We start from the raw sequence: 25,929 nt of genomic DNA, 5'->3' as shown, positions 1-25,929 counted from the left end.
CCGCAACGCGGTGTTCTGGCCCGCGATGCCGGATCAGCGCATCCGCTCGGCCGGGTCCAGCGCCGCGCAAGCCTGGTGCAGCCGCGCATTGGCCAGAAGATTGGCCGGGGCCAGCTTGCGGAAGGTGCGAAGGGGATCGGTCATGCGCTGCCCGGTCGCGGGCAGGAGGTGAGAGGCTGGACAACGACCCAAGCGGGGCTCGTTACGGCTGCTTCCTTCCGGACCTGACCGGGTTGGCGAGGCGCCTGCCCGCGCCAACCTCTCGAAGGTGGATATAGGCGGGGGCGACGGGATTCGCAAGGAAGTCGCTCGTCGCGCAAGGCTTGCCTCATCGGTCACTTCGTGGCCTCCTCGGGGGGCGGTCGCGTGAAGCCACACATTGCGCGACGAGCGCGGCGCAGCGGAGGGAATGACATGACCAGACTGCAACGCCTGGACTGGCCGGACAACGGAACGCCCGACCTGCCGCCCGCCTTTGCGCCAGAGGAGGCCGAGGCGCGGCTGGCGGTCGTCCGGGAGGCGATGCGGCTGGCGGGATATGCGGCGCTGGTGATCTATGGCGACCGGGAACATGCGGCCAACCTGCACTGGCTGACCGGCTTCGATCCGCGCTTCGAAGAGGCGGTGCTGGTCGTGACGGCGGGCGATGCGCTCTTGCTCGCGGGGAACGAGTGCCTGGCCTATGCCGCCGTCTCGCCGCTGGTCGCGGCGGGGCGGGTGCGGACGGGGCTTTGCGCGTCCCTCTCGCTGCCCAGCCAGCCGCGCGGGTCAAGGCGGCTGTGGGACTGGCTGGACGAGGTCATTCCGCCCGGCGCGACCGTGGGCGCGGTGGGGTGGAAGTGGTACGGGGCCGACGAACTGCCGCCGGGTGCCGACCCTGCCCTGGCGCTGGACGTCCCGGCATTTCTGGCCGACCCGCTGCGCGACCGGGCGGGGCGGGTGGAAAACGCGACCGCACTTTTCATGCATCCCGCCCATGGCCTGCGCGCCCGGGTCGGGGCCGACGACATCGCCCGGCTGGAGTTTTCGAACCACATGGCCGCCTCGGCGCTGAAGCGGATGGTGTTTGCCCTGCAGGAGGGCATGACCGATTTCGCCGCGGTCGAGGCCGCGCGGATCGGCGGGCTGCCCCTGGGCTGCCATGTCACCTTTGCGATGGGCGACACGCCGGGGCTGTCGGGGCCGGTGGGGGACCGGATCCGGCGCGGAGTGCCCGCCAGTTTCAACATCGCGCATTGGGGGTCGAACATCTGCCGGGCGGGCTGGATGGCGCGGGGGCCGGACGACCTGCCCCCCGGCGCGGCGGGCTATCTGGAAGAGTTCGTCTTCCCCTATGCGCAGGCCATGTCGGACTGGTGCGCGATGATGCGGCCCGGCGTGGCGGGGGGCGCGGTCTGGTCGATGATCCACGACCGCCTGCCGGCCCATTTCGGCATCACGCTGAACCCCGGCCATCTGATCGGGCTGGACGAATGGATGTCCTCGCCGATCATGCCGGGGTCGGGGATCCCGCTTGCCTCGGGCATGGCGATGCAGATGGACGTGATCCCGGCGCATCCCGCCTGGGGCTCGACCCGGATGGAGGACGGCTATGTCATCGCCGACGACGCCCTGCGCGAGGATCTGGCGCGGCGGCATCCCAATCTCGTCCGCCGTTGCGCGGCGCGGGCTGCCTTCATGACCCGGGTGATCGGCATGGACGTGCCGGAAAGCCTGCTGCCGCTGGCCGACACCTGCGGGATCATCGCGCCCTGGCTGCTGGACCCGGCGCAGGTCGTGGTGCTTTAGACCAGCCCATCCGCCCCACCGGGGAGGGGGGAAGCCCCCGATGTTACGTCGCGTTCCGGGTGACGCCGCGCCCGCGCTTCGCCATTCTGCGCCCCGCAAGGGAGGCCCGCATGACCCACTATCCGCATCTGCTGTCGCCGATCACGCTGTCGGGGGTGACGCTGCGAAACCGCAGCCTGATGGGCTCGATGCACACGGGGCTGGAGGAGACGGGCGACTGGGGCCGCGTCGCGGCCTTCTATGCGGCGCGGGCGCGCGGCGGGGCGGGGCTGATCGTCACCGGCGGCATGGCGCCCAACCGCGAGGGCGGGGTGTTCCCCGGCGCGGCGGGGCTGTTTTCCGCCACCGACATCGCCAACCACCGGCGCGTGACCGATGCCGTCCATGCCGAGGGCGGGCGGATCGCCATGCAGATCCTGCATGCCGGGCGCTATGCCTACGGCAAGGACTGCGTGGCGCCCTCGGCCATCAAGTCGCCGATTTCCCCCTTCCCGCCGCGCGAACTGGACGAGGAGGGGATCGGGAAGCAGATCAGCGACATCGCCACAGCCGCCGCGCGGGCCATCGAGGCAGGCTATGACGGCGTCGAGGTGATGGGGTCCGAGGGGTATTTCCTGAACCAGTTCCTGGTCACCCACACCAACCGCCGGACCGACGGCTGGGGCGGGTCCTACGAGAACCGGATGCGCCTGCCGGTAGAGGTCGTGCGCCGGGTGCGCGCGGCGATGGGGCCGGGGGCGGTGCTGGTCTACCGCATCTCGCTGATCGACCTGGTGCCGGACGGCTCGACCTGGGACGAGGTCGTGCAACTGGCCCGGGCGGTGGAGGCGGCGGGGGCGTCCTGCCTCAACACCGGGATCGGCTGGCACGAGGCGCGGGTGCCGACGATTGCCACCTCGGTTCCCCGGGCGGCTTTTGCCGATCTGACCGCGCGGCTGCGGCCCGAGGTTGGGATTCCGGTCATCACCTCGAACCGGATCAACGCGCCCGAGGTGGCGGAAAGGCTGCTGGCCGAGGGGGCCGCGGACATGGTGTCGATGGCGCGGCCCTGGCTGGCGGATGCCGATTTCATCGCGAAGGCGGCCAACGGGCGCGCGCGCGAGATCGCGCCCTGCATCGCCTGCAACCAGGCCTGTCTTGACCATACGTTCAGCGGCAAGCTGACCTCCTGCCTCGTCAACCCGCGCGCCTGCCATGAGACCGAGCTGGTCTATGCGCCCGCCGAGACGCCGAAGCGCGTGGCGGTCGTGGGGGCGGGGCCGGCGGGCATGATGGCGGCCATCGTGACGGCGGGGCGGGGTCACGAGGTGACGCTGTTCGACAAGGCGGATCGGGTGGGCGGTCAGTTGAACCTGGCGAAACAGGTGCCGGGGAAAGAGGAATTCCACGGGCTTGTGGACTGGTTCGCGACCATGCTGACCGCGCCGCGGATCACCTTGCGGCTGGGGCACGAGGCCACGGCCGACGACGTGGCGGGCTTTGACGAGGTGGTCATCGCCACGGGCGTCACCCCGCGCGATCCGGGGATTCCGGTCGAGCCGGGGGCGAAGGTCCTGTCCTATATCGACGTGCTGACCGGCGCGCCGGTGGGGCAGCGGGTCGCGATCATCGGCGCGGGCGGGATCGGCTTCGACGTGGCCGAGACCTTGGTGTACGAAGGCGTCAGCCCGACGCTGGACCCCGGTCTCTGGCGCGCGGAATGGGGCGTGTCGGCGCCATGGCAGGATCGCGGCGGACTGGCCCCCGAGGGGCCGAAACCGCATCCACCCGCGCGCGAGGTGTATCTGTTGCAGCGCAAGGCGGAAAAGCCGGGGCGGGGCCTTGGCAAGACGACGGGCTGGATTCACCGGGCGAGCCTTGCCATGAAACGGGTCCGGATGCAGGGCGGGGTGAACTATGAACGCATCACGCCCGAAGGGCTGTGGATCAGCCACGGGCCGGACCGCACGCAGCCGGAGCTTCTTGCGGTCGATGCCGTGGTGCTGTGCGCGGGGCAAGAGCCGGAACGCCGGCTCAGCACGGAACTGGACCGGCGCGGCATCCCCCACCATCGGATCGGCGGGGCCGATGTGGCGGCGGAACTGGATGCCAAGCGCGCGATCGATCAGGCCGCGCGCCTGGCGGCCAGGCTGTAGGCGGGGCTCGTCGGTGCCTTCGCCCCTCCTCGCAGGGGGGGCGGGGCGGAGACGAAGGCGAACGACGAGGCTTCGCGTCAGCCGCCCGACGATGCCCCGGGCAGGGCGATCACGCCCGCGTCGAGCGCGGCCTGAAGCTCTGTCGCATCGACCTCGCCATCGGCGTTGGTGTCGATTCCCTTGAAGCCCTCCTCGGTGAGATCCGTCCAGACCGCCTGAAGCTCGGCCAGCGACCAGGTGCCGTTGCCGTCGGCATCCGTGCCCTCGGGAAGGGTGGTCTGGGCCAGGGCGACCGAGGCGAAAGCGACCGGCGCAAGCAGGATTGCAAGGCGTTTCATGGAAGTCTCCTTTTCTACCCATGATTGTGCGACGCAGGATTTCCTGCGCCGAGGGTTAGCTAAGGGGTTCCGGGAGCGTGTTCCATATCCGCGGGAAAATCCCGCGCCATGGCAACGCTTTGCCGCTGAAATCTCCCTCATGAGGGAACATTTTTCCGCCCATGGCCGGTGTCAGGCCCTTTCCTTGCCTGCCCGGATTCACCCTTCCGGCGAAACTTGGCCGAAGGCGAGGCGATCCCCGCCGTTTCCCTGTCCCGAACGATCCCCCACAATACCCCGGATCGGTCGCGCGATTGCCGCCTTCCTGCCCGATTTCCTTGTGAAACCTGTCTGTCACAAACGGCGTGATTGTTCCCAAGAGGACACTATGGATCGACTGACAGAGATGGAGGCCTTTGCCACGGTGGTGGATCAGGGCGGCTTCACCGATGCAGCCAAGAAGATGGGGATTTCCAAGTCTGCCGTCTCGAAACATGTCTCGGCGCTTGAGGCCCGGCTGGGCGCGCGCCTGTTGAACCGCACCACCCGCCGTGTCAGCCCGACCGAGATCGGCCTGGCCTACTACGACCGGGCCCGCCGCGTGCTGAACGACGCGGGCGAGGCCGACGCGCTGGTGACGTCGATGCAATCCGCGCCGTCGGGCCTGTTGCGGGTGTCGGTGGCCACCGATTTCGGGGTGAATCTGCTCTCGCCGATTCTCGGGGATTTCCTGCTGGAATATCCCGACATCACGGTGAACATGGTCCTGAACAACCGCTATGTCGAACTGATCTCCGAAGGCTTCGACATGGCGATTCGCGTCGGCGAGCTGGAGGATTCGTCGCTGCGCGCCCGCAAGCTGACCGAGACGACCAAGCGGATGATCGGCGCGCCGTCTTACTTCCAGCGATTCGGGCGGCCGCAGAAGATCGACGATCTGAACGATCACAAGCTGCTGCACTACTCGAATCAGGCCAACGGCAATGTCTGGAAGATCACCGCGCCCTCGGGTGAAAAGCGGCAGGTGCGCTCGGTCGGCTGGCTGACGGTGAACGACGGGCAAAGCCTGCTGAACGCCGCGATCTCGGGCCTTGGCATCGCCTACCTGCCCTCTTTCCTCTATGCCGACGCGATGCGTCAGGGCCTGGTCGAGGAAGCGATCCCGGGGCTGCCGACCGAAGTGCTGGGGATCTATGCCGTCTATCCGCCGGGCCGGTTCACCCAGCCGAAGGTCCGCGCCTTCATCGACTTCCTCGCGCGGCGCTACGCCGACAAGGGGCCCGACAACTGGTAGGCCTCGGCCGGAAAAGGCGAATCTGCCTCTGGTCCGCCCCCTCTGGACCGGGCATCAACGGGTCGAGGTGACGATCACCTCGACCCGTCTGTTCTTCTGGCGCCCCTCTTCGGTCTGGTTGGTGGCGCGCGGGGCCAGGTAGCCGACGCCCTTTGCCGTCACCCGGGTGCGGTCCGTGCCATGGGTCCGGGTCAGCGCATCGACCACCGACTGTGCCCGCCGTTCCGACAGGGCGATGTTGGCGGCCAGACTGCCCGAAGCATCGGTATGGCCGACAAGCGCGATGGTCGCGCCGGGATTGGCTTGCAGCCAGGCCGCCACTGCGGCAAGCGAGGCATAATCGCCCTCGGCCAGGGCCGCCGCGCCGCTGGCGAAGACCAGATCGTCCAGCACGGCGAAACCGGCCTGATCCAGAGCCGCCCTGATGGCGGCGGCGGCAGGGTCCAGGGGTTCGGAAACGGTTGGTGCGGTCGGGTCCGGCAAGGCCACCACGGCCGGTGCCGGCGCCGTGGTCAGGGGGGCCTCGGTCACGCGGGTGATCTGCACATAGGCGGCGCCTGCGCTGCGGCTGACCAGGATCGACACCGCCTCGTCACCCGAAACCGCCGAAAGAAAGCGGAAATCGGCAAGGTCCACATGCATGTCCGGCTCGGGCATCACGTCGGTGCCGAAGCGGAAGTCGAAACCGCCGCAGCGGCGCGCGTCGCATTCGAAGATCACCTCATAGCCCGCGGCGACGACCTGCTCGCGCAGCGGGGCCAGGATCGCCAGCGTGGTCTGCCCGGGCGCGGCAAGCCGCAGGGCGCGCTGGTCCAGCGCCCCCTCGACCACGCGTGAGGGCACGCCGGTTCCGTCGAAGGGGCCCGTGGGCAGGGCATAGCTGCCGGGACTTTCGCTGCGGACCTCCTGGTCCAGCACCTCGGCCGGAAGCTTCAGCGTCAGGGCTGCCGCCGGGCTCGCCAGCGCAAGGAGGATGAGGGGAAGGATCGCCTTCGGCACTGCCCGGGTCGCTTTCCGCGATCATTTCGTCCGGTAATGATACTGCCCCGCGACCGTCATGCCAAGGCGGGCGTACAGCGCGCAGGCGGCGGAGTTCTGCCGGGTGACCACCAGCGACAGCCGGGTCGCGCCATGGGTCTGCGCCCAGTTCGCTGCGGCCCGCATGAGCGTTGCCCCCACGCCCTGCCGGCGCAGGGCGGGGCGGACCTCCAGCGCGTGCAGCATCGCCTCGGGCCCGTGGCAGGCGACGAAGGCCACCCCGGCCGGACGGTCGCCGCTGCGGGCAAGGATCGCTGCTTTCGGGCCGGCGGCCCGTTCCATCACCGCGACGCGGGCCGGGCCGATGCCCCCCTCGGCCCAGATCGCGCAGGCGATCTCCAGCGGTGGCCAGTGCGGGAAGGCGGCCAGCGGCGGCAAGACGGCGGTCAGTCCGGCGACCGGGGCGGCATAGGCGACCACGGGATCGACCAGACGCCAGCCCCGCGCATCCAGTGCCGCGTCCAGCGTGGCATCGCCCGCGCGGACCAGCATCAGGGGTTGGGCCATCGCCGCCTCGGCCGCGGTCAGATCAGCCTCGGTGAAGGGCCCCTCGCAACTTGCGGCCGAGACGCGCTTGCCCCCGCCCGCCCCGTCGCGCAGCGTGAAGGGTCCGACCTGCCAGCGCCGAAGCGGCGGCCAAGTGGCCTCGAGGACCTCTGCCAGCCGGTCCGGCGTCATCCGAACAGCTGCGTCAGGCGGACCATGGCGGCGTCGATCCGGGCGGGATCGGTGCCCCGGACCACCAGGTTCGTGCCATGTGCTCCGTTCTGGATGAACGGGTAGGAGCCCATGGACAGGTCGGGGAACTCGGCCGCCAGCGCGCCGAAGGCTTCGGCGATCTCGCCCTCGCCCCGGTTGACGCGCAGGGATTGCGACAGAAGCGGCGGGCCGCCGGTCAGCCCGGGCAGGACCGAGGCGACCATGGCCTGAAAGATGTTCGGCACCCCCGCCATCACATGCACGTTGCCCAGCGTGAAGCCCGGCGCGGCGGAGACCGGGTTTTCGATCAGCGTGGCACCGTCCGGGATGCGCGCCATCCGCTGCCGCGCCTCGTTGAAGGGCAGCCCGGCGCGGTCGTAATGCGCCTGAAGCAGCGCCATGGCATCGGCGCGGGGGCCGATCCTGGCGCCCATCGCCTCGGCAACCGCGTCGGCGGTGATGTCGTCATGCGTCGGGCCGATGCCGCCGCTGGTGAACAGATGCGCATAGCGCGCCGACAGCTCGCGCACGGCGGCCACGATGTCGGCATGCACATCGGCAACGACGCGCACCTCGCGCAGGGCGATGCCGATCCGGGTCAGCTCTCCCGCCAGGTAATGCATGTTGGACTCGCGCGTTCGGCCGGACAGGATCTCGTCGCCGATCACCAGCATGGCTGCGGTCGGATTGGTCATCGCGCTTCCTCTCGTTCTCCGGTGCAGAAGGTATAGCCGGGCGAGGCGGGCTTTCAAACCCCGGCCTCTGGCCAATTCCGCCACGGGGCCTTATGTAGGGGCCAGGAAGACGATAGTGGACGACGCGCGCGCCAGGATCACCAAGGATGGTATCCGCATCTACGAGGATGCGGACTTCGTCGGCATGCGCGCCGCGGGTCGGGTCGCGGCCGAGATCCTGGACGCGGTGGCGCCCCTGGTGGTGCCCGGGACGACGACCGGCGCCATCGACGACTTCATCACCCAGGAAATCCGCCGCCGTGGCGTGACCTCGGCCACCATCGGCTACAAGGGCTACAAGCACGCCTCCTGCATCAGCGTGAACCATGTCGTCTGCCACGGGATTCCGGGGCCGAAGGTGCTGATGGACGGCGATATCCTGAACGTCGATGTCACGGTGATCGTGGACGGCTGGTATGGCGACACGAGCCGGATGTATGTGGCGGGTCAGCTGGCGCGCAAGGCCGAGCGGCTGATCGAGGTCACGCATGAGGGCCTTATGCGCGGGATTGCGGCGGTAAAGCCGGGCAATACCTTCGGCGACATCGGTCACGCGATCCAGTCCTATGTCGAGGCGCAGCGGATGAGCGTGGTGCGCGACTTCTGCGGCCACGGCCTCGGCCGGGTGTTCCATGCGCCGCCGAACGTGCTGCACTATGGCCGCCCCGGGTCCGGTCCTGTGCTGGAGGAAGGCATGTTCTTCACCATCGAGCCGATGGTGAACCTGGGCCGCCCCGAGACGAAGGTTCTGGCCGACGACTGGACGGCGGTCACCCGCGACAAGTCGCTTTCGGCGCAGTTCGAACATTCGGTGGGGGTCACGGCCACGGGCTGCGAGATATTCACCCTCTCTCCGGCGGGCAAGTTCCACCCGACCTGGGGGTAAGGGGCCAAAATCCTTCGAAGGATTTTGCAAATTTCTTCGAAGAAATTTGGGCCCTCATATCCCCGCGTACCACTCATACCCCCGGTCGGCCCAGTAGCTGCCCTTGCCGAAGCCCAGGCTGGCCAGACTGTCCACCAGCTCGATCGTATGGACATATTTGGCCATCTTGTAGCCCAGCTGGCGTTCCACCCGCAGCCGCAAGGGCGCGCCATTCGCCACCGGCAGGGGTGCGCCGTTCATGGCATAGGCCAGGATCGTCTGCGGATGGAAGGCGTCGATCAGGTCGATGCTTTCGTAATAGAACACCTCGCCCGACAGGCTGCGTTCGATGGCATCGAAGCACTGGAACACGGCATAACGTGCGGTGAGCTTCGGCTGTGCCAGCTTCAGCACCGTGCCCAGCGGAACGCCCTGCCATTTGGCGATGCAACTCCAGCCCTCGACGCAATCGTGCCGGGTGATCTGCGTGCGCGAGGGCAGCGCGGTCAGGTCCGCCAGCGACAGGCTTTGCGGGCTGTCGACCAGTCCGGTCACGGTCAGCCGGTAGTCCCGGAATCCCGTGCCCGCCATGCGCCGATACTCCGCCCCGTCCGGGTTCACCGACCCGTTCGGGCGCTGCCCCTGGCGGATGTCGGCCTCCGAGAACTCGGGCGCAAGCCGGTCGCCGATCACCGCGCGCTGGGCGGCGCGGGTCAGGCCCTCGTGGCTGGCGAACAGATTGCGCAAGGCGCTGTCGCGGTCGGTCGCGCTGTCGAAGACCTTGCAGCCGGACAGGGCAAGGGCGGCAGAGCCGAGGAGCAGTTTGCGACGGTCAAGCATCCTTGCCTCCATCCGTGCGATACCAGCCGGTCAGGATCGACCGCATCTCGTTCAAGGGGCCCGCCAGCAGGATCATCGCCATGTGGACGGCGAAGAAGCCCACCAGCGCGACCATGGTCAGGAAATGGATCGTCCGCGCGGTCTGGCGGCCACCGAAGACCTCCAGCAGCCAGGGCGCGGCGGCATTGAAGCCCGGGGACATGGAAAGCCCGGTCAGGATCATCAGCGGCAGCGCCACGAACAGGACCGAGGCATAGGCCAGCTTTTGCAGCACCGAATATTCTCCGGTGTGGTGAAAGCGCAGCCGGGCATGGTCGGCAATGTCCCGGGGCAGGGCGCGCAGGTCGGCCCGGCTCGGGATCAGCTGGCGCAGGTGCCCGTTCAGGGCCGAAGCCACCAGCCAGACGGCCAGGGTCCCCACCAGCACCCAGGCGAAGAAGAAGTGGATGATCCGGCCCGTCGCCAGGCTTGTCTTCGACGGGATCGTCAGCGCCGCCGGGAAGGCCCGCGCCTCGCCGTCGGACAGGCCCAGGACACCGGTCGTGTCGAACTCGGCGCCCAGGATGCGGGTGACGCCCTGCACCTCGCCCCCCACCTCGCGCGCGCCGATTTCGAGGATGGCATTGTCATAGTCGAATCCCGCCTCCTTGCCGATGTGCAGGCTTGGAAAGGCGTTGAAGATCTGCAAGCCGGTCAGCATCAGGAAGAACAGGCTGACGGCCCAGAGCCAGTGGGTGATCCGGGTGGTCAGGCGTTGGCGGTAGATCAGCGGTCCCTCGGGCATGGCGTCCTCCCTCTCGCCCGAAGCAACGGGCCGCCGACGCAGAAGTTTCACCTGCCTGTGCCAGCCTGGGCTGATTGCAATTCCGCACGTCGGGGCTTATCTCGGAAGGCCAAAGCGAAGGGGCAGCAGGCGCGGCATGAACTGGATCACCAACTACGTCCGTCCGAAGATCAACTCGCTGTTCTCGCGCCGCGAGGTGCCCGAGAACCTGTGGACCAAATGCCCGGAATGCGGGACGATGCTGTTCCACCGCGAGCTTGCGGCGAACCTGAACGTCTGCGGCACCTGCGATCACCACATGACGATCAGCCCGCGCCAGCGTTTTGCCGCGCTGTTCGACGGCGGCATCTTCACCGAGATCAAGGTGCCCGAGCCGCTGGTCGATCCGTTGCAGTTCCGCGACCAGAAGAAATACACCGACCGTCTGAAGGCCGCCCAGAAGGCCAGCGGCGAGAAGGACGCGATGCTGTTGGCCGAGGGCGAGATCGGCCGCACCCCCATTGTCGCCGCCGCGCAGGATTTCAGCTTCATGGCCGGGTCGATGGGCATGTATGTCGGCAACGCGATCATCGCCGCGGCCGAGCGGGCGGTAAAGCTGAAGCGGCCCTTGGTGCTGTTTTCCGCCAGTGGCGGGGCGCGGATGCAGGAGGGGATGCTCAGCCTGATGCAGATGCCGCGCACCACGGTCGCGGTGCAGCTGCTGAAAGAGGCGCGGCTGCCCTATATCGTCGTCCTGACCCATCCGACCACGGGCGGGGTGACGGCCAGCTATGCGATGCTGGGCGATGTGCAGATCGCCGAACCCAACGCCCAGATCGGCTTTGCCGGTGCCCGGGTGATCGAACAGACCATCCGCGAAAAGCTGCCCGAGGGCTTCCAGCGCGCGGAATATCTGCTGGATCACGGGATGCTGGACCGGGTGGTGCACCGGAAGGCGCTGAAAGAGGAACTGGTCACGCTGATCCGCATGCTGACCGGCCAGCCGCCGGCCATCAGGGGCGACCTCGCGGCTCCGGCCGAGAAGCCTGCCGACGCGCCGGCCGAAAAGGCGGAAGCCAAGGCGTGACGCTGACTTCGGATGTCATCCTCGACCGGATGATGACGCTGCATCCCAAGGTCATCGACCTGACCCTGGGCCGCGTCGAACGGCTGCTGGCCGCGCTGGGCAACCCCGAACGCCGGATCCCGCCGGTGATCCATCTGGCCGGGACGAACGGCAAGGGCTCGACCCAGGCGATGATCCGGGCGGGGCTGGAGGCGGGCGGCGACCGCGTGCATGCCTATACCTCGCCTCACCTTGCGCGGTTCCATGAACGGATCCGGCTGGCCGGAGAGCTGATCTCGGAACCCGCGCTGACCGCGCTTCTGGACGAATGCGTCCGGGCGAACGGCCCCGAGGAAATCACCTTCTTCGAGATCACCACCTGCGCGGCCTTCCTGGCCTTCGCCCGCACTCCGGCGGACTGGACGCTGCTCGAGGTCGGTCTGGGTGGGCGGCTGGACGCAACGAATGTGGTGGACCATCCGCGGCTGACGATCATCACCCCCGTCTCGATGGATCACGAGGCCTTCCTTGGCGACACGATCGCAAAGATCGCCGGCGAAAAGGCCGGGATCATCAAGCGCGGCGTGCCGGTGATCGTCGGGCCGCAGACCGAGGAGGGGCTTGCCGTGATCGAGGCCCGGGCCGCGCGGATGGGGGCGCCGGTCCTGGCGCATGGCCAGCACTGGCACGTCTCCGAGGATCGCGGCCGTCTGGTCTATCAGGACGAGACCGGGCTTCTGGACCTGCCGCTGCCGAACCTGCCCGGCCCGCACCAGGTGCAGAACGCGGGCGCGGCGCTTGCCGCCCTGCGGCTTCTGGGCCGGGACGAGGCCGCCTGCGAGGCTGCGGTCACGCGCGCCGTCTGGCCCGCCCGGATGCAGCGCCTGCGCCGGGGGCCGCTGGTGGACCTGGCGCCGAAGGTCGAGCTCTGGCTCGACGGTGGTCACAACCCGGCGGGGGGCGAGGCGGTGGCGGCGACCCTGGCGCGGATGCCCGCGCGCGAGACGCATCTGATCTGCGGCATGCTGAACACCAAGGACGTGACCGGCTACATGCGGCCGCTTGCGCCGCAGGTGACGCGATTGCATGCGGTGTCGATCCCGGGCGAAAAGAACACCCTGCCCGCCGAGGCCACCCGCGACGCGGCCCGCGCGGTCGGGATCAGCGCGGTCACGGCCGGGTCCGTTGCCGAGGCGCTGGCCGAAATCAGCGCGACCACGCCAGAGGCGCGCGTGCTGATCTGCGGCTCGCTTTACCTTGCGGGGACGGTGCTGCGCGAGAACGGTTAGGGCAAAATCCTTCGAAGGATTTTGCAAATCTTTTCGAAAAGATTTGCGCCCGGCGTCAGGCGCCAGTCCCGTAGCGCGCCAGAAACATCTCGACCGCGCCGTGCACCGTCCGGTGGACGAGATCGGGCGTGATCGTCTCGGCCAGCCCGAACATCAGCCGCTCGTGGATCGACGCCTTGCACAGCTGCGCGAACTGGTCGGCCGCCAGATCGACATCGTCGATCTCAAGCGCGCCTCCCGCGACATAGCTTTGCATGTGATGCACCAGCCGCGCATGGATCAGGCCGGGGCCGAAGTCGTGGAACTGCCGGCCAAGCCCCGGAAATCGTTCGCCTTCCCCCACCACGATGCGGTACATGCGCTGACCGAAATCCGACAGCTGGAAGGCGACGATCCGTTCGGCCGCGATGGTCAGGGCCACCCGCACCGGCACGTCGCCCTCGACCATGGCCTCGGCTTCCTCGGTCTGGCGGTGACATTCGCAGCGCGCGACTTCCAGGAACAGTAGCTGCTTGTCGGGGAAGTAGGCGTAGATCGTCGCCTTCGACACGCCCGCCTCGCGCGCGATGTCGTCAACCGAGGCGCGCTCGAACCCGTCGCGCAGAAACACCTTCCGCGCGCCGTCCAGCACCTGGTCGAACTTCCGGCCGCGCCGGACCCCGTGATCGGACACAACGTTCATCGGCCCCCCTGACAGGGACCATAGATCATCGCGGTCCGGCGCGGCAAGCGAGGCGAGGGTCACTCGGGCAGCTGGCAGGTCGTACCGGCGGCGGGCGCCTCGCAGCCCTTGGTCGAAGGCGTGACCGGTTCGGTCGGGAAGCTGAGCGAGGGCAGAAGCACGGTCAGCGACTGCGCAGCGGCAGGAAGCGCCAGCGACAGGGTGACGGCAAGGGCAAGGGCGATGCGGTTCATCTCGATCTCCATTCTGAACTCTACGGTTCAGATTTGCTTCTAAACTCATCAGTTCATTCTGGCAAGCCGATTCTGAACTTGAAAGTTCAGAATTTCGCGTTGCATGTGCTGGCCAGCGGCATAGATTAGAATCATTCCAGATCAAGGTGCCCCCGTGCTGTCCTCCCTGACCTTCCGCCGCCGATTTTCCGACCTCAGCGAACAGGAGATCCTGGCGCTGGCGATCTCGTCCGAAGAGGACGACGCCCGCATCTACCGCAGCTTTGCCGAACGGCTGCGCGCCGATTACCCGGCCACGGCGGCGGTCTTCGACGGCATGACGGCGGAAGAGGACGGCCACCGCAGGCGCCTGATCGACCTGCACCGCGCGCGTTTCGGCGAGGTGATCCCCCTGATCCGGCGCGAGCATGTCGCCGGCTTCTACGCCCGCCGCCCGGTATGGCTGTCGCAGTCGCTCTCGCTGGAAACCATGCGCGGCGAGGCGGCGGCGATGGAGAAGGTGGCGCATGACTTCTACCTGCGCGCCGCCGCCCGCACCCAGGATGCGGCCACCCGCAAGCTTCTGGGCGATCTGGCCGCCGCAGAGGCCAGCCACAAAAACCATGCCCACCGGCTGGAGGACAGCCACCTGCCCGAAGACACCCGGACCGAGGAGGACCGCACCGCCCGGCGCCAGTTCATCCTGACCTGGGTGCAGCCGGGGCTGGCCGGGCTGATGGACGGCTCGGTCTCGACGCTGGCGCCGATCTTCGCCACCGCCTTTGCCACGCAGGACACCTGGACGACCTTCCTGGTCGGTTCGGCCGCCGCGGTCGGCGCCGGGATTTCCATGGGCTTCACCGAGGCCGCGCATGACGATGGCGTCCTGTCCGGGCGCGGTTCCCCCCTGAAACGCGGCATCGCCTCGGGGGTGATGACCACCATCGGCGGCATGGGCCATGCGCTGCCCTATCTGATCCCCGACTTCTGGACCGCGACGACCATCGCGATCATCGTCGTCTTCGTCGAGCTCTGGGCCATCGCCTGGATTCAGAACAGGTTCATGGAAACCCCGTTCTTGCGCGCGGCCTTGCAGGTCGTGCTCGGCGGTGCTCTGGTCTTTGCCGCCGGGGTGCTGATCGGGGGCGGGTGATGTATCGCAAGGGCGAAGTGACCTACCGCGCGCTGCCGCTGCCCGACCGGGTGCAGCGAGAGCCCGATGACGCGCTGGCCGAGGCAGAGCGCTTCCTGGCCTACATGCGCAAGCGCCATTCGGTGCGCGACTTTTCCACCCGGCCCGTGCCCGAGGCCGTCATCGCCGCCTGCATCGCGGCGGCGGGGACGGCGCCGTCGGGGGCGAACCACCAGCCCTGGCATTTCGTGGCCATCGGCGATCCGGCGATGAAGGCGCGAATCCGCGAGGGCGCCGAGGAAGAGGAACGCGCCTTCTATTCCGGCGGGGCCGGGGACGAGTGGCTGGCGGCGCTGGAGCCGATCGGGACGGGCGTCGCCAAGCCCCATCTGACGGATGCGCCCTGGCTGATCGTGGTCTTCGCCCAGCGCTACGGGATGACCGAGGACGGGATGCGCTACAAGAACTATTACGTGCCCGAAAGCGTCGGCATCGCCACGGGCATCCTGATCACCGCGATCCATCATGCGGGCCTGGTCTGCCTGGAGCACACGCCCAACCCGATGAAGTTCCTCGGGCCGCTCTGCGGGCGACCCGAGCACGAAAAGCCGGTGATGATCCTGCCGGTCGGCTATCCCGCCGAGACCGCCACCGTCCCGGAAGTGGCCAAGCGGAAGAAACCGCTGGACCGGATCATGAGCGTCTTCCGCCCCTGACCCTTCCGCCCCTGACCCTTCCGCCCTTGACCCTTCCGTCCTTGACCCTTCCGTCCCTTGCCGGATCAGGCAAGCGCTGCGAACCGGCGCGGCACGACGACGACAGCGGGTGCTTCCGGCGCCTCGATCCCGTCATCGGCGGCATCTTCGATGCCCACGGGCTCGGCCAGGGCCGTGCCGACCAAGGCGGCGGCCTCCTTCGGCTCGAAGGTCGGAGGCGCGTCCTGCGGGGGAACCGGCAGCAGGTCGGGGTCCGTGACCGCCTTCGTCAAGCCGCGCGGTCGGGCGATGGCGACCGAGTCCTGCGATGCGCGGGCCGGCTTCGGGCGCACCGAGGCGTCGTTGACCTTGATGACGGTGAAACTGATGTTGTCCTGATCGGGATCGGCAAGGCGATGAATCTCGTCCAGAAGCCGCTCGGCAATCTCGGTCGAACGCGACTTGCGATACCGGGTCAGCACCTTCTCGATCTGCGCATTGCTCAGGAACTGCAAGCCATCCGAGGCGCAGATCACGATGTCCCCGGCGTTCAGTTCCAGCGGCTGCGACGGACAGTCCACCTTCGCGATCGCCGATCCCATCAGCACCGACATCAGGCAGTTCCGGTCGGGATGGTTTGCCGCGACCTCGGCGTCCAGAAGTCCCGCCTCGACCATGTAGTCGATCTGCGGACCCATCGAGTGGTCCTCGTTCAGCTGCCTCAGCTGCCCGCCCCGGAACAGGAACAGGGGCGAATCGCCGATCGAGATCCACCACAGCCGGTTCTCGACCAGGGCCGGTACGACCAGCGTCGCGCCCATGCCCGCGGTTTCCGGATGGTGCATGGCATGGTCGCGCAGGGTCTGGTTGGCCAGGTCGGCCACGTTGCGCAGGATTTCGGGCGCACGACGCTCGAAGGCCTGGACATCGGCATAATGGAACTTCAGCTCCGAGAAGACCTCGGTCAGCACGATCTTCGAGGCGACATCGCCCGCCGCATGGCCGCCCATGCCGTCGGCCAGCACCACGAAGCCGGCCTCGGCCCCGACCGGGAAATCGGCCGTGATGGCGTCTTCCTGATAGTCCCGCGCGCCCTGGCTGATGCCCGAGGCGACGTCGTAACGGGGTTCACGCGATCGCCATATCATGCTCGTCCCCCTCTTCCTCGCAGCGCGACCAGTTGAATTCGGGCGTGCAGAGAACCTTGAGGACCAGCGTCGTCTCGCCGATCTGGATCTCGTCCCCGTCCCGTGCCGGTTCGGTTGACAGAAGCGGGCGACCGTTCAGCCGCACCAGGTTGGACTTGCCGCCATGGCCGATGTGGAATTCGTGCGTCCTGCCGTCATAGGCAATGGCGGCGTGGTTCTGCCGCGAGATCGCCATGTCGCCATAGTCCAGCGACACGGTCTGATCGGCGCCGCGGCCGATCTGCGACACGCCTTCGGACAAGGCGAAGGAGGCCCCCTTGCCCGGGCCGTCCTTGATGACCAGCCATCCGACCGGGAACATCACATAGCCCTTGCCGGGGGCGGGCGTCGCCTCGGCGATCGGCAGGCCTCCGGCGCCTTCGAACAGCGGCACGACGGCGGCTGGCTGGGCCTCGAAGCCAAGCACGCGGGTCTTTGTCCGGGTCGGCCGCCGCGCCGGCGATGCGGATGCTGCCTCGGGGGCCTTCGCGGCTTCGTCCTCGAGGTCCCAGATGCTGCGGGCGGGGGCGGCGACGCCCTCGGGCAGCGGTGCCTTTGCCTTCACCACGCGCACCGGCCGCGCCACCGTCACCTCGCCTGCGGCTGCCGGCGCGGGCTCGGCCGCCTGCGCAGGGGCGGGCGCGGCGGCGGCCAGCGCCTCGCGCAGCCGCTTCACCTCCAGCTCTGCCAGGGCAGCCAGTACTGGATCCGGACCAGCCTCGACCGTGGCGGGTGCGGGCTCCGTCTCATCCGTTTCACCGAAGATCGAGCGCAGGAACTTCACGTTGGTTTCTCCCCGTCCAGAGTGTCTGCTATCGCAGGGTCAGCCGGCCACCCCCAGCCGGAATCCTGCATCCACTGTACGCGTACCGCGCCGCACCACAAAACTGTAAGTTGTCACCCCTTGACCGAACTCGCGCTGAAGTATGTCCCGCAGGGCGGTGCCGGTGCCCAGCATTTCACCCGATGCGGAATAGATGAGCAGCACGTCGCCCGGCTTGAGATCGGTCTCGACCCCGGGCGGGATCTCGGCCACCACCGTCTGCGTTCCGGTCGTGGTTTCGTTGATCTCGAAGGTCATCCCGTTCGGCAGCCGCAGCGCGTTGACCACCGTCAGGTTCCGGACCGGCGCGGCATCGGCCTCGGCGGCTTGCGCGATCGCAGGGGCCGCCTCGGGTGCGGGCCCACGGTCCGCAGGCAAAAGCTTCGGCAGGGCCAGCAGGCCGACCAGAGCCAGCAGGACCACGGCCCCCCCGCCCAGCAGGGCCGGCGAGCGCCGCCACGCCGCAATGACCTCGCGCCACAGCGGCGGGCTGACCGGGGCCGGCTCCGGCGCAGTCCCGGCACTCGGGGCGCTGCCGTCCGCGAGGACCGGCTGCGGTTCGGGTGCGGCCGGGGGCTTTGCGATTTCGGCGAAGCGAGCCGCCAGCCCTGCGGGCGCAACCCCGGGCCCGGGAACGACCACGGCCCTGGGCGCCATCGCCGCAGGGGCAGGGGCTGCCGGGTTCGGCGCCGCAACGGGCGTTGCCACGGCCGCCTGCGCCGGCAGACCCAGCATCGCGCGCCATTCGTCAACCGATTGCAGCCGGTCGCGCGGAAAGATCGCCATGGCCTTGTCGATGGCGCGCAGGAATTCCGGCGGATAGCCGCGGAAGCGCCCGGCCAGCGGACGCAGCGGATCGCCCTCGCGCCCGGCCAACGCCGCCAGCCGCTCTTGCGAGGTCCTGGGCGTCTCGCCCGAGATCAGGTGGTAGAAACTGGCCGCCAGCGCGTACAGATCGCTGCACGGGGCCTGCGTGCTGCCGGTGACGTAGAATTCCTGCGGCGAATAGCCGTCCTTGACCACGCGCAGGCCGGATACCACCCGGCTTTTCCGGGTCACTTCCTTGCGTGAGGCGCCGAAGTCGATCAGCACCGGCTGACCCTTCGCGGGGTCCACGATCATGTTGTCGGGCGAGATGTCGCGATGCAGCAGGCCCTGGGCATGCACATAGCCCACGGCGTCAAGCATCGCCATCAGATGCGACATGATCTCCTTCGGGCGCAGCGGCGGCGCGCTGCCTTCGACCGTCTGCAACAGGTCGTAGCCGTCGATATGGTCCATCGCCATGTAGGCGGTGTCATTGCATTCGAAGACCTGGTGGACCTTGACGATGTTGGGGTGGTGCAGCTGCGACAGCGTGACGGCTTCCTGAACGAACTGCCGGACGGCAGAGCGGAAATCCTCCTGCTGCGCCCGCGACCGCGCGCCGACCCTCAGCCCGACGCGGCGGCAGAAACTGGACGGGAAACATTCCTTGATGACCACGGTGCGGTTGAGCGAATCGATGGCAAGATAGACGATCCCGAAGCCGCCGCTGTTGACGAAGGACTTGATGGTATACTGGCCGAACATCAGCTTCGTGCCGGCGGGCAGCTCCTCGGAGCCTGGGCCTGCATCGTCACGGTCGATCTTCAGTGCGGCAGCTTTCATTGCAATTCCCGGTTGCCCGCACCTTGCCCTTCCCCCGAAAGGCACGCGCGGCATCTCATGTGGATAGCCAATGACTTGGGCCAAAACGTGAAGCCATTTCGTTCCTTTTTCGCCACAATCGCACAACCCTGGGAAGACCCGGTGGGATGCTCGATGTCTGGTGTGACCGGCGGCACAGCCAAGAGTAGTAGGGTTTTCCCGCCCCACCCCCATTAGGGCCTTTGCGGCAGAAACAATCCGCGCGATCCCCTTGCCCCGCTTTTGCCACATCGGGCCGGGTCCGGCCCCGGTCCGCCGCCTTCTGGCGGGGCCGGTCGCCGGCCGACCGATTCCCGGCCGGAAGCCTTGCCCTTTCCGCGCTTGCGTGACACCTCTGCGGCCATGCTTGCGATCCTCCTGAAGACCCTGCCCTTCTTCGCCGTGATCGGCCTCGGCTACGCCGCCGGGCGCACCCGCTTTTTCTCTCAGGAAGCGACGGCCTACCTGACTCGCTTCGTGTTCTACTTCGCCCTCTCGGCGATGCTGTTCGGCTTTTCCGCCAATCTGGATGTGGCGGCGATCCTCTCCTGGCCCTTCGTCTTTGCCTACCTGCTGGCCACCTCGACCGTCTGGCTGGTTGTCGCGGGCGTCGCGCTTGCCCGCCGCACCAGCGCCGAGGAAGCGGTGTTCGAGGCCCATACCGGCGTGATCGGCAATGTGGGCTTCCTGGGCATCCCGATGCTGGCCCTGCTGCTTGGCCCGCAGGCGGTCGGGCCGGTGCTGCTGGTTCTGGCCGTGGATCTGATCGTGTTCTCCTCGATCCTGACGATGATCATCACGGGCCTGCGGGCCGGGCGGGTCAGCGCGCAGACCTTCGGCATCCTGGCCACCGGACTGGCGAAGAACCCGATGATCGTCTCGGTCGTCCTGGGCATCGCCTGGGGCGCGACCGGCCTTGCACTGCCTACCCCGGCGAACGAGTTCCTGACCCTCCTCGGCGCCGCCGCCACGCCTTGCGCCCTCTTTGCCATCGGCGCCTCGCTGGCGGGCCGCTCGGCCGAACGGATCGAGGTCGCGGCCTGGCTGTCCTTGGCCAAGCTGGTCCTGCACCCCGCCGCCGTGGCCGGGGCCTGCTGGCTGCTGGGCGTCACCGGCTATCCGGCGGGGGTGATGATCGCCGCCGCCGCCTTGCCCGTCGCGGGCAACGTCTTCATCCTGGCGCAGCACTACGGCGTTGCGCCGCAACGGGTTTCCACCGCGATCCTGCTGTCCACGGCCGCCTCGGTCCTGACGGTGACAGCCGTGATTGCGCTGCTCAGCCAGGGGGGCTACATATGAAAACCGTGTCCGAGAACCGGGCCTTCGGCGGCGTCCAGGGCGTCTATACCCATGCCTCGATCGCCTGCGCCTGCGACATGACCTTCGGCCTCTTCCTGCCCGCCCAGGCCGAGGACGGGCCGGTGCCGCTCCTGTGGTTCCTCTCGGGCCTGACCTGCACGCATGAAAACGCGATGGTGAAGGCCGGCGCACAGCGCTGGGCGGCCGAGGCAGGCATCGCGCTGGTCTTCCCCGACACCTCCCCGCGCGGCGAGGGCGTCGCCAACGACCCCGACTTCGCGCTGGGGCAGGGCGCGGGCTTCTACGTCAACGCCACCCGGAAACCCTGGGCTCCGCATTTCCGCATGTGGGACTATGTGACCGACGAACTGCCGCGCCTTCTGTTCAACGCCTTCCCGCTGGCCGAAGAGGTGCAGGGGATCACCGGCCATTCCATGGGCGGCCACGGTGCGCTGACCATCGCCATGAGCTTTCCGGGCCGTTTCAGATCCGCCTCGGCCTTCGCGCCGATCTGCCACCCGACGTCCAGCGACTGGGGCCGTCCGCAGTTTTCTGCCTATCTCGGGACGGACGAGTCGTCCTGGGCGGCGCATGATGCCACCCTCCTGATGCGGCGCCGGGGATTCGACGGGCCGCTGCTGGTCGATCAGGGGACGTCCGACCAGTTCCTCGACAAGCTCCGCCCCGAAGCACTGGCCGAAGCGATGGCCTCGGCGCGGCAGGGGGGGACGTTCCGGATGCAGAAGGGCTATGACCACAGCTATTTCTTCGTCTCGACCTTCATGGAGGACCATGTGTCCTTCCATGCCCAGGCCTTCCTGGGCTAGCGCCGCTCTCATCGCACTGTCGGTCGCGCTGGCACCGCCGCTTGCGGCCGGGCCGGCCGAGTCGGTCCTGTCGGCGGTCAACGCGGCCCGGGCCAAGGCGGGCTGCGGGCCGCTGAGGCCCAATCCGAAGCTGATGGCGGCGGCGCGGTCCCATGCAAGGGCGATGGCCGAGCAGGACTTCTTCGCCCATGCCGGCAAGGATGGCAGCCGCTTCTCCAGCCGGATCAGGCGGCAGGGCTACGACTACCGCGCGGCGGCGGAAAACATCGCGGCGGGGCAGAGATCGGCGGGCGAGGTGGTGCGAAGCTGGCTGAAAAGCCCCGGCCACCGCCGCAACATGCTGGACTGCACGATGCAGGAGACCGGGATCGCCCTTGTCTATCAGGCCGACGACCGCCCGATCCGGGGCAACCGGGCGGCGCTGCGCTACTACTGGGTCCAGGTCTTCGCCGACCCGGCCTGACCGGCCCCCGGAGTCTCGCACCATCCCGCTTGTGCGACCGCGGCGCTTGTGGTCAGGTGCCGCCACCACAGGCGCAGTCGGAGAGTTGCGGATGAAGAATCTGGTCCTTGCCATTCTGTTGGCCTCGCTCGCCATCCTCGGCTTCTACGCCTACCAGTCGAGCCAGAGCGTGACCGCCCTTCAGGCCGGGCTTCAGGTGAAGGAAGCCGCGCTGGACAAGATGGAGGCCGAAAAGGCCGCGCTGGAAAAGCAGGTGGCCGAGCTTCAGGCCCAGATCGACAAGCTGGGCGAGAAGCTGGAAGCCGCAACTGAAGCCGCTGCGGCAACCGCCGCCGCCGCTGCGCAGGCCGAGGTCCCCGCAGCCCCCCCGGCCCCCGAAGTCCCGGCGGCCGAAGCACCCGCCCCCGAAGTTCCGGCGACCGAAGCCCCGGCGACCAACCCCTGATCCCCGGCCTGCCTGCGTCACCTGATGTCGCGGGCGGAACAGACGGAACCCGGCCCCCCGGCTTCTGTGGCCGCATGGCCCGTTCCCCCGCCCTGACCGGCATCCTCTTCGCCATCGGCGGCACGCTGATCTTTTCGGTCAACGATGTCTCGATCAAGTTCCTGTCGGGCGGCTATGCGCTGCATCAGGTCATCCTGATCCGCGCCATCGTCGCCATGGCCTTCATCCTGGGCGTGATCCACTGGTCCGACCGGGGCTGGTCGCAGCTGGTCACGCATCGCCCCGCAACGCACCTTGTGCGCGTGGCCATCGTCATGCTGTCGAACGTCACCTACTTCACCGGGCTTGCGGTGATGGACCTCGCCGATGCGGTGGCGGTGGCCTATGTCAGCCCCATCGTCATCACGCTGCTGTCGATCCTGTTCCTGGGCGAAAAGGTCGGCCCCCGGCGCTGGGCCGCCGTCATCATCGGCATGGTCGGCGTCATCGTCATGCTGCGTCCCGGCGCCGGAGTCATCCAGCCCGCAGCCCTTCTGGTCCTGTTCTCGGCCGTCCTTTACGCCGCCGGAAACCTGCTGGCCCGCCACATGGGCGGCACCGAAAGCGCGATGACGCTGTCCTTCTATGTCCAGCTTGGCTTTGTCCTCGTCAGCCTTGCGATGGGGGCCTGGGCCGGAGACGGCCATCTGGCCACCGAAGACGGGATCCGGGCCTTCCTCTTCCGTCCCTGGATCTGGCCGCCGCTGCACGACTGGCCGATCTTCCTGGCCACCGGCCTGTCGGTGGGGATCGGCGGGATGATGGTGACGCAGGCCTACCGCACCTCCGAGGCCGGGCTGATCGCGCCCTTCGAATATGTCGGGATGCCGCTGGCGATCTTCTGGGGGCTGGTCGTCTTCGGCACCTTCCCCGACGCGGTGTCCTGGGTCGGGATTGCGCTGATCTGCGGCTCGGGCCTTTATGTGATCTGGCGGGAAACGGTGTTGAGACGGAAAAGCGATGCAGCCTGAGGCAGTGATCTTCGACATCGGCAATGTGCTGACCCGCTGGCAGCCCGAGGCCTTCTACGACCGGGTTCTGGGCGAGGGCCGCCGCCGCCAACTGTTTGCCGAGGTCGATCTGTTCCGCATGAACGCGCTGATCGACGACGGCGCGCTCTTCCGCGAGACGATCTACGACTGGGCCGACCGCCACCCCGACTGGGCCGCCGAAATCCGCATGTGGTATGACCGCTGGATCGAGCTGGCAAGCCCCCGCATCGAAGGCTCCATCGCCCTTCTCCGCGCGCTGCGGGGCAAGGGCGTGCCGGTCTTCTGCCTGACCAATTTCGGCAGCTACTCCTACGAGGAGGCGCGGACCAAGCTGGATTTCCTCGGCGAGTTCGACCGCGAATATGTCTCGGGCCGGCTGCGGGTCTCGAAACCCGATCCCCGCATCTATCAGGCGGTGGAAGAGGATTGCGGCATCGCTCCGGACCGGCTGCTGTTCACCGACGACAAGGCCGAGAACATCACCGCCGCCGCCCGCCGGGGCTGGCGCACGCATCAGTTCGAAAGCTGGCAAGGCTGGGCCGCGCGACTGGTGGCCGAGGGACTATTGACCAACGAAGAGGCAGGGCTATGACCCAGATCGTTCCGAAAGAGGCCGAGGCGCTTCTGTCCTGGCAGGGCCTGCTTGACGCCTTCGAGGCCGGGCACCGCCTGCCCCGGGCCGAGATCAGGGACATGTTCCTCTATCGCGGTCAGGATACGCTGCTGGACCGCGCAGCCTGGATCGACGGGCTGGGCGCGCTGGTCAAGGTGGCGACGATCTTCCCCGGCAATGCCGCCCGCGGCGTGCCGACGATCTTCGGCGCCGTGACCCTGTTCGACGACGCGACCGGAGAGCTGACGGCCATCGTCGATTTCCACCTGGTCACCAAATGGAAGACGGCGGGCGACAGCCTCTTGTCCGCCTCACGCCTCGCGCGGAAGGATGCGCGCAATTTCCTCCTCGTCGGCGCCGGGGCGGTGGCGCGCAGCATGGTCGAAGCCTATTCCGCCCTGTTCCCCGAGGCGCGCTTCACCGTCTGGAGCCGCTCGCGCGCCTCGGCCGAAGCGATGGGCCTGCCGGTGGCCGAGGATCTGGAAACGGCGGTCCGGGCGGCCGATGTGATCTGCACCGCCACCATGGCGACCGAACCGCTGATCCGGGGCGACTGGTTGCAACCGGGCCAGCACCTGGACCTGATCGGCGCCTACAAGCCCGGGATGCGCGAGGTGGACGACGCCGCCATGGCTCGCGCGCGGGTCTTCGTGGACAGCCGCGCCACCACCCTTCACCACATCGGCGAACTGATGGACCCGATTGCTTCGGGCGCGATCACCGAAGCCGACGTGATCGCCGATTTCTACGACGACCCCGCGCTTTACGCCCGCCGGTCGGATGACGAGATCACCATCGCCAAGAACGGCGGCGGCGCGCATCTGGACCTGATGACGGCGACCTACATCGCCCGGGCCTGGGCCAATCGTTCCGCATAGGGACTGTCGGGAATTTGGTCGGAGCGAGAGGATTCGAACCTCCGACCCCCTGCTCCCGAAGCAGGTGCGCTACCAGACTGCGCTACGCTCCGACCGTGGGCTGCGGGTTAAACCCTAAGCCCGGCTTTGGCAAGGGGGCTCACGCCTGATCGCCGCCCCTTTCGAACCGCTTCAGCCAGGTCGAGATGCGGGGAAAGGTGCCGATCTCCCAGCGCGAGCGGTTCTCCAGCACGGGGCGGTTCTGGCTGACCTCTGGCGTGCCCTCGCGCAGGACGATGTAGATGCCCGAGGCGATGATGACGGCCGAACCGATGCCGGTGTACAGATCGATGGATTCGTCGAAGAACAGCCAGCCGTAAAGCGCGGCCCAGATGATCTGGGAATACTGCATGGGTGCCACGACGATGGCCGCGGCGATGCGGTAGGCCGCGATCGAGGCCAGGGCGCCCAGGGTGCCCAGAAGCGCCATCACCGCGGTCAGGGCCAGGTCGATCACCGGCATCGGCTGATAGACCAGCGGCATCAGCGCTCCGGTGGCGATGAAGGTCAGGACCATCGGATACAGCATCAGCACGACCGACCGCTCCTCCCGCCCGATCTTGCGCACGATGACCGAGGACAGCGACCCGGTCGTCGCCGCCCCCAGCGCGGCCAGATGCCCCAGCGAGAAGCCCTCGCCGCTGCCGGGGCGCAGGACGATGATGACCCCCAGAAGCCCGACGACGACCGCGATGCCCCGGCGCAGGCCGACCCTTTCCCCCAGCATCGGGATCGCCATCAGCGTGATCAGCAGCGGCATGGCGAAGAAGATCGCATAGCAGGTCGCCATGGGCAGGACGGAAAAGGCGTAGAACCCCATCGCCCCCGTCACCACGGCGCTGACGGTGCGGATCACGGTCCACCAGGGATGGCGCGGGATCAGCGTGCCGTCGCGCCGGTCGCTGAGCAGCAGGATGGTGATCAGCGGAAAGCTCATCAGCCCGGCGAAGAACATGGTCTGGAAGGCCGAGTAATGCCCGCCCAGATACTTCACCACGACATCATGGGTGGCATAGAAGGCGAAGGCGGCCAGCGACAGAAGCGCACCGCGAAGCGTAGGGGACATTCCAAAAGGTTCCGGGTCAGGAGTTCCGGGGCCGGGCGCCG

General features: G+C 68.1%; 27 protein-coding genes, 1 tRNA gene and 1 other RNA gene. 15 read left to right on the top strand and 14 right to left on the bottom strand.

Annotated elements, in window-relative coordinates:
• Positions 1 to 167 precede the first annotated feature (167 nt).
• An RNA gene (ffs, locus tag G8O29_RS06370) (signal recognition particle sRNA small type) lies at positions 168 to 264 on the bottom strand.
• 150 nt (positions 265 to 414) lie between these two features.
• Between ffs and G8O29_RS06365 the strand changes: the two genes are divergently transcribed.
• Together G8O29_RS06365 and G8O29_RS06360 are read left to right on the top strand one after the other, a co-directional pair.
• Positions 415 to 1,788, top strand: a complete 1,374-nt coding sequence (locus G8O29_RS06365) for a M24 family metallopeptidase (RefSeq protein WP_166402392.1) — start codon at positions 415 to 417, stop codon at positions 1,786 to 1,788.
• Between the two features lie 110 nt (positions 1,789 to 1,898).
• On the top strand, positions 1,899 to 3,923 hold the full coding sequence (locus G8O29_RS06360; protein WP_166402391.1) for an NADPH-dependent 2,4-dienoyl-CoA reductase: 2,025 nt from the start codon (positions 1,899 to 1,901) through the stop codon (positions 3,921 to 3,923).
• 77 nt (positions 3,924 to 4,000) lie between these two features.
• Here G8O29_RS06360 and G8O29_RS06355 read toward each other — a convergent pair whose 3' ends face one another.
• Complete coding sequence (locus tag G8O29_RS06355; protein WP_166402390.1) at positions 4,001 to 4,261, bottom strand: EF-hand domain-containing protein; 261 nt, start codon at positions 4,259 to 4,261, stop codon at positions 4,001 to 4,003.
• 367 nt (positions 4,262 to 4,628) lie between these two features.
• On the opposite strand from G8O29_RS06355, the gene G8O29_RS06350 reads away from it, so the two are divergent.
• A complete protein-coding gene (locus tag G8O29_RS06350) occupies positions 4,629 to 5,534 on the top strand; it encodes a LysR family transcriptional regulator (protein WP_166402389.1) in 906 nt (301 codons plus the stop codon).
• Between the two features lie 54 nt (positions 5,535 to 5,588).
• Here the strand turns inward: G8O29_RS06350 and G8O29_RS06345 are convergent, their stop codons facing one another.
• The 3 genes from G8O29_RS06345 to G8O29_RS06335 are packed head-to-tail and all read right to left on the bottom strand — an operon-like array spanning position 5,589 to position 7,966.
• Complete coding sequence (locus tag G8O29_RS06345; protein WP_367890133.1) at positions 5,589 to 6,533, bottom strand: OmpA family protein; 945 nt, start codon at positions 6,531 to 6,533, stop codon at positions 5,589 to 5,591.
• A gap of 21 nt (positions 6,534 to 6,554) precedes the next feature.
• On the bottom strand, positions 6,555 to 7,250 hold the full coding sequence (locus G8O29_RS06340; RefSeq protein WP_166402388.1) for a GNAT family N-acetyltransferase: 696 nt from the start codon (positions 7,248 to 7,250) through the stop codon (positions 6,555 to 6,557).
• Positions 7,247 to 7,966, bottom strand: a complete 720-nt coding sequence (locus tag G8O29_RS06335) for a competence/damage-inducible protein A (protein WP_166402387.1) — start codon at positions 7,964 to 7,966, stop codon at positions 7,247 to 7,249. The genes G8O29_RS06340 and G8O29_RS06335 overlap by 4 nt, the downstream gene beginning before the upstream one ends.
• 115 nt (positions 7,967 to 8,081) lie before the next feature.
• Between G8O29_RS06335 and map the strand changes: the two genes are divergently transcribed.
• Complete coding sequence (gene map / locus G8O29_RS06330) at positions 8,082 to 8,891, top strand: type I methionyl aminopeptidase (RefSeq protein ID WP_166402386.1); 810 nt, start codon at positions 8,082 to 8,084, stop codon at positions 8,889 to 8,891.
• Between the two features lie 54 nt (positions 8,892 to 8,945).
• On the opposite strand, the gene G8O29_RS06325 is transcribed toward map, so the two are convergent.
• Both G8O29_RS06325 and G8O29_RS06320 read right to left on the bottom strand, forming a co-directional pair.
• Positions 8,946 to 9,710 (bottom strand): molybdopterin-binding protein, encoded by a 765-nt coding sequence (locus tag G8O29_RS06325; protein ID WP_207623683.1) that lies wholly within the window; start codon positions 9,708 to 9,710, stop codon positions 8,946 to 8,948.
• Positions 9,703 to 10,494, bottom strand: coding sequence for a cytochrome b/b6 domain-containing protein (locus G8O29_RS06320; RefSeq protein WP_166402385.1), 792 nt, complete (start codon positions 10,492 to 10,494; stop codon positions 9,703 to 9,705). The genes G8O29_RS06325 and G8O29_RS06320 overlap by 8 nt, the downstream gene beginning before the upstream one ends.
• A 136-nt stretch (positions 10,495 to 10,630) precedes the next feature.
• Here G8O29_RS06320 and accD point away from each other — a divergent pair, with 136 nt between their 5' ends.
• Positions 10,631 to 11,560, top strand: coding sequence for an acetyl-CoA carboxylase, carboxyltransferase subunit beta (gene accD / locus G8O29_RS06315; RefSeq protein WP_166402384.1), 930 nt, complete (start codon positions 10,631 to 10,633; stop codon positions 11,558 to 11,560).
• A 29-nt stretch (positions 11,561 to 11,589) separates the two neighbouring features.
• Positions 11,590 to 12,828 carry a bifunctional folylpolyglutamate synthase/dihydrofolate synthase gene (locus G8O29_RS06310; protein ID WP_207623703.1) on the top strand — a complete coding sequence of 413 codons (1,239 nt, stop codon included), beginning with the start codon at positions 11,590 to 11,592 and terminating at the stop codon, positions 12,826 to 12,828.
• 55 nt (positions 12,829 to 12,883) lie between these two features.
• On the opposite strand, the gene G8O29_RS06305 is transcribed toward G8O29_RS06310, so the two are convergent.
• Positions 12,884 to 13,510 (bottom strand): TetR/AcrR family transcriptional regulator, encoded by a 627-nt coding sequence (locus tag G8O29_RS06305; RefSeq protein WP_166402382.1) that lies wholly within the window; start codon positions 13,508 to 13,510, stop codon positions 12,884 to 12,886.
• A gap of 59 nt (positions 13,511 to 13,569) precedes the next feature.
• The gene (locus G8O29_RS06300) at positions 13,570 to 13,743 is read right to left on the bottom strand and encodes a hypothetical protein (protein WP_207623682.1); all 174 of its coding nucleotides are present in this window, start codon (positions 13,741 to 13,743) and stop codon (positions 13,570 to 13,572) included.
• A gap of 154 nt (positions 13,744 to 13,897) precedes the next feature.
• Between G8O29_RS06300 and mbfA the strand changes: the two genes are divergently transcribed.
• Both mbfA and G8O29_RS06290 read left to right on the top strand, forming a co-directional pair.
• Positions 13,898 to 14,875 carry an iron exporter MbfA gene (gene mbfA / locus G8O29_RS06295; RefSeq protein ID WP_166402380.1) on the top strand — a complete coding sequence of 326 codons (978 nt, stop codon included), beginning with the start codon at positions 13,898 to 13,900 and terminating at the stop codon, positions 14,873 to 14,875.
• Positions 14,875 to 15,570 carry a nitroreductase family protein gene (locus G8O29_RS06290; protein ID WP_166402379.1) on the top strand — a complete coding sequence of 232 codons (696 nt, stop codon included), beginning with the start codon at positions 14,875 to 14,877 and terminating at the stop codon, positions 15,568 to 15,570. The genes mbfA and G8O29_RS06290 overlap by 1 nt, the downstream gene beginning before the upstream one ends.
• Before the next feature lie 65 nt (positions 15,571 to 15,635).
• On the opposite strand, the gene G8O29_RS06285 is transcribed toward G8O29_RS06290, so the two are convergent.
• From G8O29_RS06285 to G8O29_RS06275, 3 genes are read right to left on the bottom strand one after another with little or no spacing between them, the layout of a single operon-like run.
• Positions 15,636 to 16,697, bottom strand: coding sequence for a PP2C family protein-serine/threonine phosphatase (locus G8O29_RS06285; RefSeq protein WP_207623681.1), 1,062 nt, complete (start codon positions 16,695 to 16,697; stop codon positions 15,636 to 15,638).
• The gene (locus G8O29_RS18425; protein ID WP_367890132.1) at positions 16,678 to 17,520 is read right to left on the bottom strand and encodes an FHA domain-containing protein; all 843 of its coding nucleotides are present in this window, start codon (positions 17,518 to 17,520) and stop codon (positions 16,678 to 16,680) included. The genes G8O29_RS06285 and G8O29_RS18425 overlap by 20 nt, the downstream gene beginning before the upstream one ends.
• A gap of 39 nt (positions 17,521 to 17,559) precedes the next feature.
• A complete protein-coding gene (locus G8O29_RS06275; RefSeq protein ID WP_166402378.1) occupies positions 17,560 to 19,209 on the bottom strand; it encodes a serine/threonine protein kinase in 1,650 nt (549 codons plus the stop codon).
• 381 nt (positions 19,210 to 19,590) lie between these two features.
• Between G8O29_RS06275 and G8O29_RS06270 the strand changes: the two genes are divergently transcribed.
• The 7 genes from G8O29_RS06270 (at position 19,591) to G8O29_RS06240 (ending at position 24,783) form a co-directional block, all read left to right on the top strand.
• Positions 19,591 to 20,526, top strand: a complete 936-nt coding sequence (locus tag G8O29_RS06270; protein ID WP_166402377.1) for an AEC family transporter — start codon at positions 19,591 to 19,593, stop codon at positions 20,524 to 20,526.
• A complete protein-coding gene (fghA, locus tag G8O29_RS06265; protein ID WP_166402376.1) occupies positions 20,523 to 21,353 on the top strand; it encodes an S-formylglutathione hydrolase in 831 nt (276 codons plus the stop codon). Before G8O29_RS06270 ends, fghA begins: the two co-directional genes overlap by 4 nt.
• A complete protein-coding gene (locus G8O29_RS06260; RefSeq protein ID WP_166402375.1) occupies positions 21,331 to 21,816 on the top strand; it encodes a CAP domain-containing protein in 486 nt (161 codons plus the stop codon). Before fghA ends, G8O29_RS06260 begins: the two co-directional genes overlap by 23 nt.
• Positions 21,817 to 21,907: 91 nt before the next feature.
• Entirely contained in the window at positions 21,908 to 22,261 is a 354-nt protein-coding gene (locus tag G8O29_RS06255) for a hypothetical protein (protein WP_166402099.1), read from the top strand.
• A gap of 74 nt (positions 22,262 to 22,335) precedes the next feature.
• Complete coding sequence (locus tag G8O29_RS06250) at positions 22,336 to 23,271, top strand: DMT family transporter (RefSeq protein WP_166402374.1); 936 nt, start codon at positions 22,336 to 22,338, stop codon at positions 23,269 to 23,271.
• Positions 23,261 to 23,884: an HAD family hydrolase gene (locus tag G8O29_RS06245; protein ID WP_166402373.1), complete on the top strand. Its 624-nt coding sequence runs from the start codon at positions 23,261 to 23,263 to the stop codon at positions 23,882 to 23,884. Before G8O29_RS06250 ends, G8O29_RS06245 begins: the two co-directional genes overlap by 11 nt.
• Positions 23,881 to 24,783: an ornithine cyclodeaminase family protein gene (locus tag G8O29_RS06240; protein WP_166402372.1), complete on the top strand. Its 903-nt coding sequence runs from the start codon at positions 23,881 to 23,883 to the stop codon at positions 24,781 to 24,783. Before G8O29_RS06245 ends, G8O29_RS06240 begins: the two co-directional genes overlap by 4 nt.
• 15 nt (positions 24,784 to 24,798) lie before the next feature.
• Here the strand turns inward: G8O29_RS06240 and G8O29_RS06235 are convergent.
• Positions 24,799 to 24,875, bottom strand: a tRNA-Pro gene (locus G8O29_RS06235).
• 47 nt (positions 24,876 to 24,922) lie between these two features.
• A complete protein-coding gene (locus G8O29_RS06230; protein WP_166402371.1) occupies positions 24,923 to 25,888 on the bottom strand; it encodes a DMT family transporter in 966 nt (321 codons plus the stop codon).
• Between the last annotated feature and the right edge of the window lie 41 nt (positions 25,889 to 25,929).

Source organism: Rhodobacter calidifons (assembly GCF_011174775.1).
In the GTDB taxonomy this organism is placed as follows: domain Bacteria; phylum Pseudomonadota; class Alphaproteobacteria; order Rhodobacterales; family Rhodobacteraceae; genus Tabrizicola; species Tabrizicola calidifons.
This window is presented reverse-complemented; position numbering and strand designations above follow the sequence as displayed.

Excerpts from the sequence above, each read along its gene's own strand:
- G8O29_RS06365 (WP_166402392.1), top strand. The coding sequence starts at position 415 with ATGACCAGACTGCAACGCCTGGACTGGCCGGACAACGGAACGCCCGAC.
- G8O29_RS06360 (WP_166402391.1), top strand. The coding sequence starts at position 1,899 with ATGACCCACTATCCGCATCTGCTGTCGCCGATCACGCTGTCGGGGGTG.
- G8O29_RS06355 (WP_166402390.1), bottom strand. The coding sequence starts at position 4,261 with ATGAAACGCCTTGCAATCCTGCTTGCGCCGGTCGCTTTCGCCTCGGTC.
- G8O29_RS06350 (WP_166402389.1), top strand. The coding sequence starts at position 4,629 with ATGGATCGACTGACAGAGATGGAGGCCTTTGCCACGGTGGTGGATCAG.
- G8O29_RS06340 (WP_166402388.1), bottom strand. The coding sequence starts at position 7,250 with ATGACGCCGGACCGGCTGGCAGAGGTCCTCGAGGCCACTTGGCCGCCG.
- G8O29_RS06335 (WP_166402387.1), bottom strand. The coding sequence starts at position 7,966 with ATGACCAATCCGACCGCAGCCATGCTGGTGATCGGCGACGAGATCCTG.
- G8O29_RS06325 (WP_207623683.1), bottom strand. The coding sequence starts at position 9,710 with ATGCTTGACCGTCGCAAACTGCTCCTCGGCTCTGCCGCCCTTGCCCTG.
- G8O29_RS06320 (WP_166402385.1), bottom strand. The coding sequence starts at position 10,494 with ATGCCCGAGGGACCGCTGATCTACCGCCAACGCCTGACCACCCGGATC.
- accD (WP_166402384.1), top strand. The coding sequence starts at position 10,631 with ATGAACTGGATCACCAACTACGTCCGTCCGAAGATCAACTCGCTGTTC.
- G8O29_RS06310 (WP_207623703.1), top strand. The coding sequence starts at position 11,590 with ATGATGACGCTGCATCCCAAGGTCATCGACCTGACCCTGGGCCGCGTC.
- G8O29_RS06305 (WP_166402382.1), bottom strand. The coding sequence starts at position 13,510 with ATGAACGTTGTGTCCGATCACGGGGTCCGGCGCGGCCGGAAGTTCGAC.
- G8O29_RS06300 (WP_207623682.1), bottom strand. The coding sequence starts at position 13,743 with ATGAACCGCATCGCCCTTGCCCTTGCCGTCACCCTGTCGCTGGCGCTT.
- G8O29_RS06290 (WP_166402379.1), top strand. The coding sequence starts at position 14,875 with ATGTATCGCAAGGGCGAAGTGACCTACCGCGCGCTGCCGCTGCCCGAC.
- G8O29_RS06285 (WP_207623681.1), bottom strand. The coding sequence starts at position 16,697 with ATGATATGGCGATCGCGTGAACCCCGTTACGACGTCGCCTCGGGCATC.
- G8O29_RS06275 (WP_166402378.1), bottom strand. The coding sequence starts at position 19,209 with ATGAAAGCTGCCGCACTGAAGATCGACCGTGACGATGCAGGCCCAGGC.
- G8O29_RS06270 (WP_166402377.1), top strand. The coding sequence starts at position 19,591 with ATGCTTGCGATCCTCCTGAAGACCCTGCCCTTCTTCGCCGTGATCGGC.
- fghA (WP_166402376.1), top strand. The coding sequence starts at position 20,523 with ATGAAAACCGTGTCCGAGAACCGGGCCTTCGGCGGCGTCCAGGGCGTC.
- G8O29_RS06260 (WP_166402375.1), top strand. The coding sequence starts at position 21,331 with ATGCCCAGGCCTTCCTGGGCTAGCGCCGCTCTCATCGCACTGTCGGTC.
- G8O29_RS06255 (WP_166402099.1), top strand. The coding sequence starts at position 21,908 with ATGAAGAATCTGGTCCTTGCCATTCTGTTGGCCTCGCTCGCCATCCTC.
- G8O29_RS06250 (WP_166402374.1), top strand. The coding sequence starts at position 22,336 with ATGGCCCGTTCCCCCGCCCTGACCGGCATCCTCTTCGCCATCGGCGGC.
- G8O29_RS06245 (WP_166402373.1), top strand. The coding sequence starts at position 23,261 with ATGCAGCCTGAGGCAGTGATCTTCGACATCGGCAATGTGCTGACCCGC.
- G8O29_RS06240 (WP_166402372.1), top strand. The coding sequence starts at position 23,881 with ATGACCCAGATCGTTCCGAAAGAGGCCGAGGCGCTTCTGTCCTGGCAG.
- G8O29_RS06230 (WP_166402371.1), bottom strand. The coding sequence starts at position 25,888 with ATGTCCCCTACGCTTCGCGGTGCGCTTCTGTCGCTGGCCGCCTTCGCC.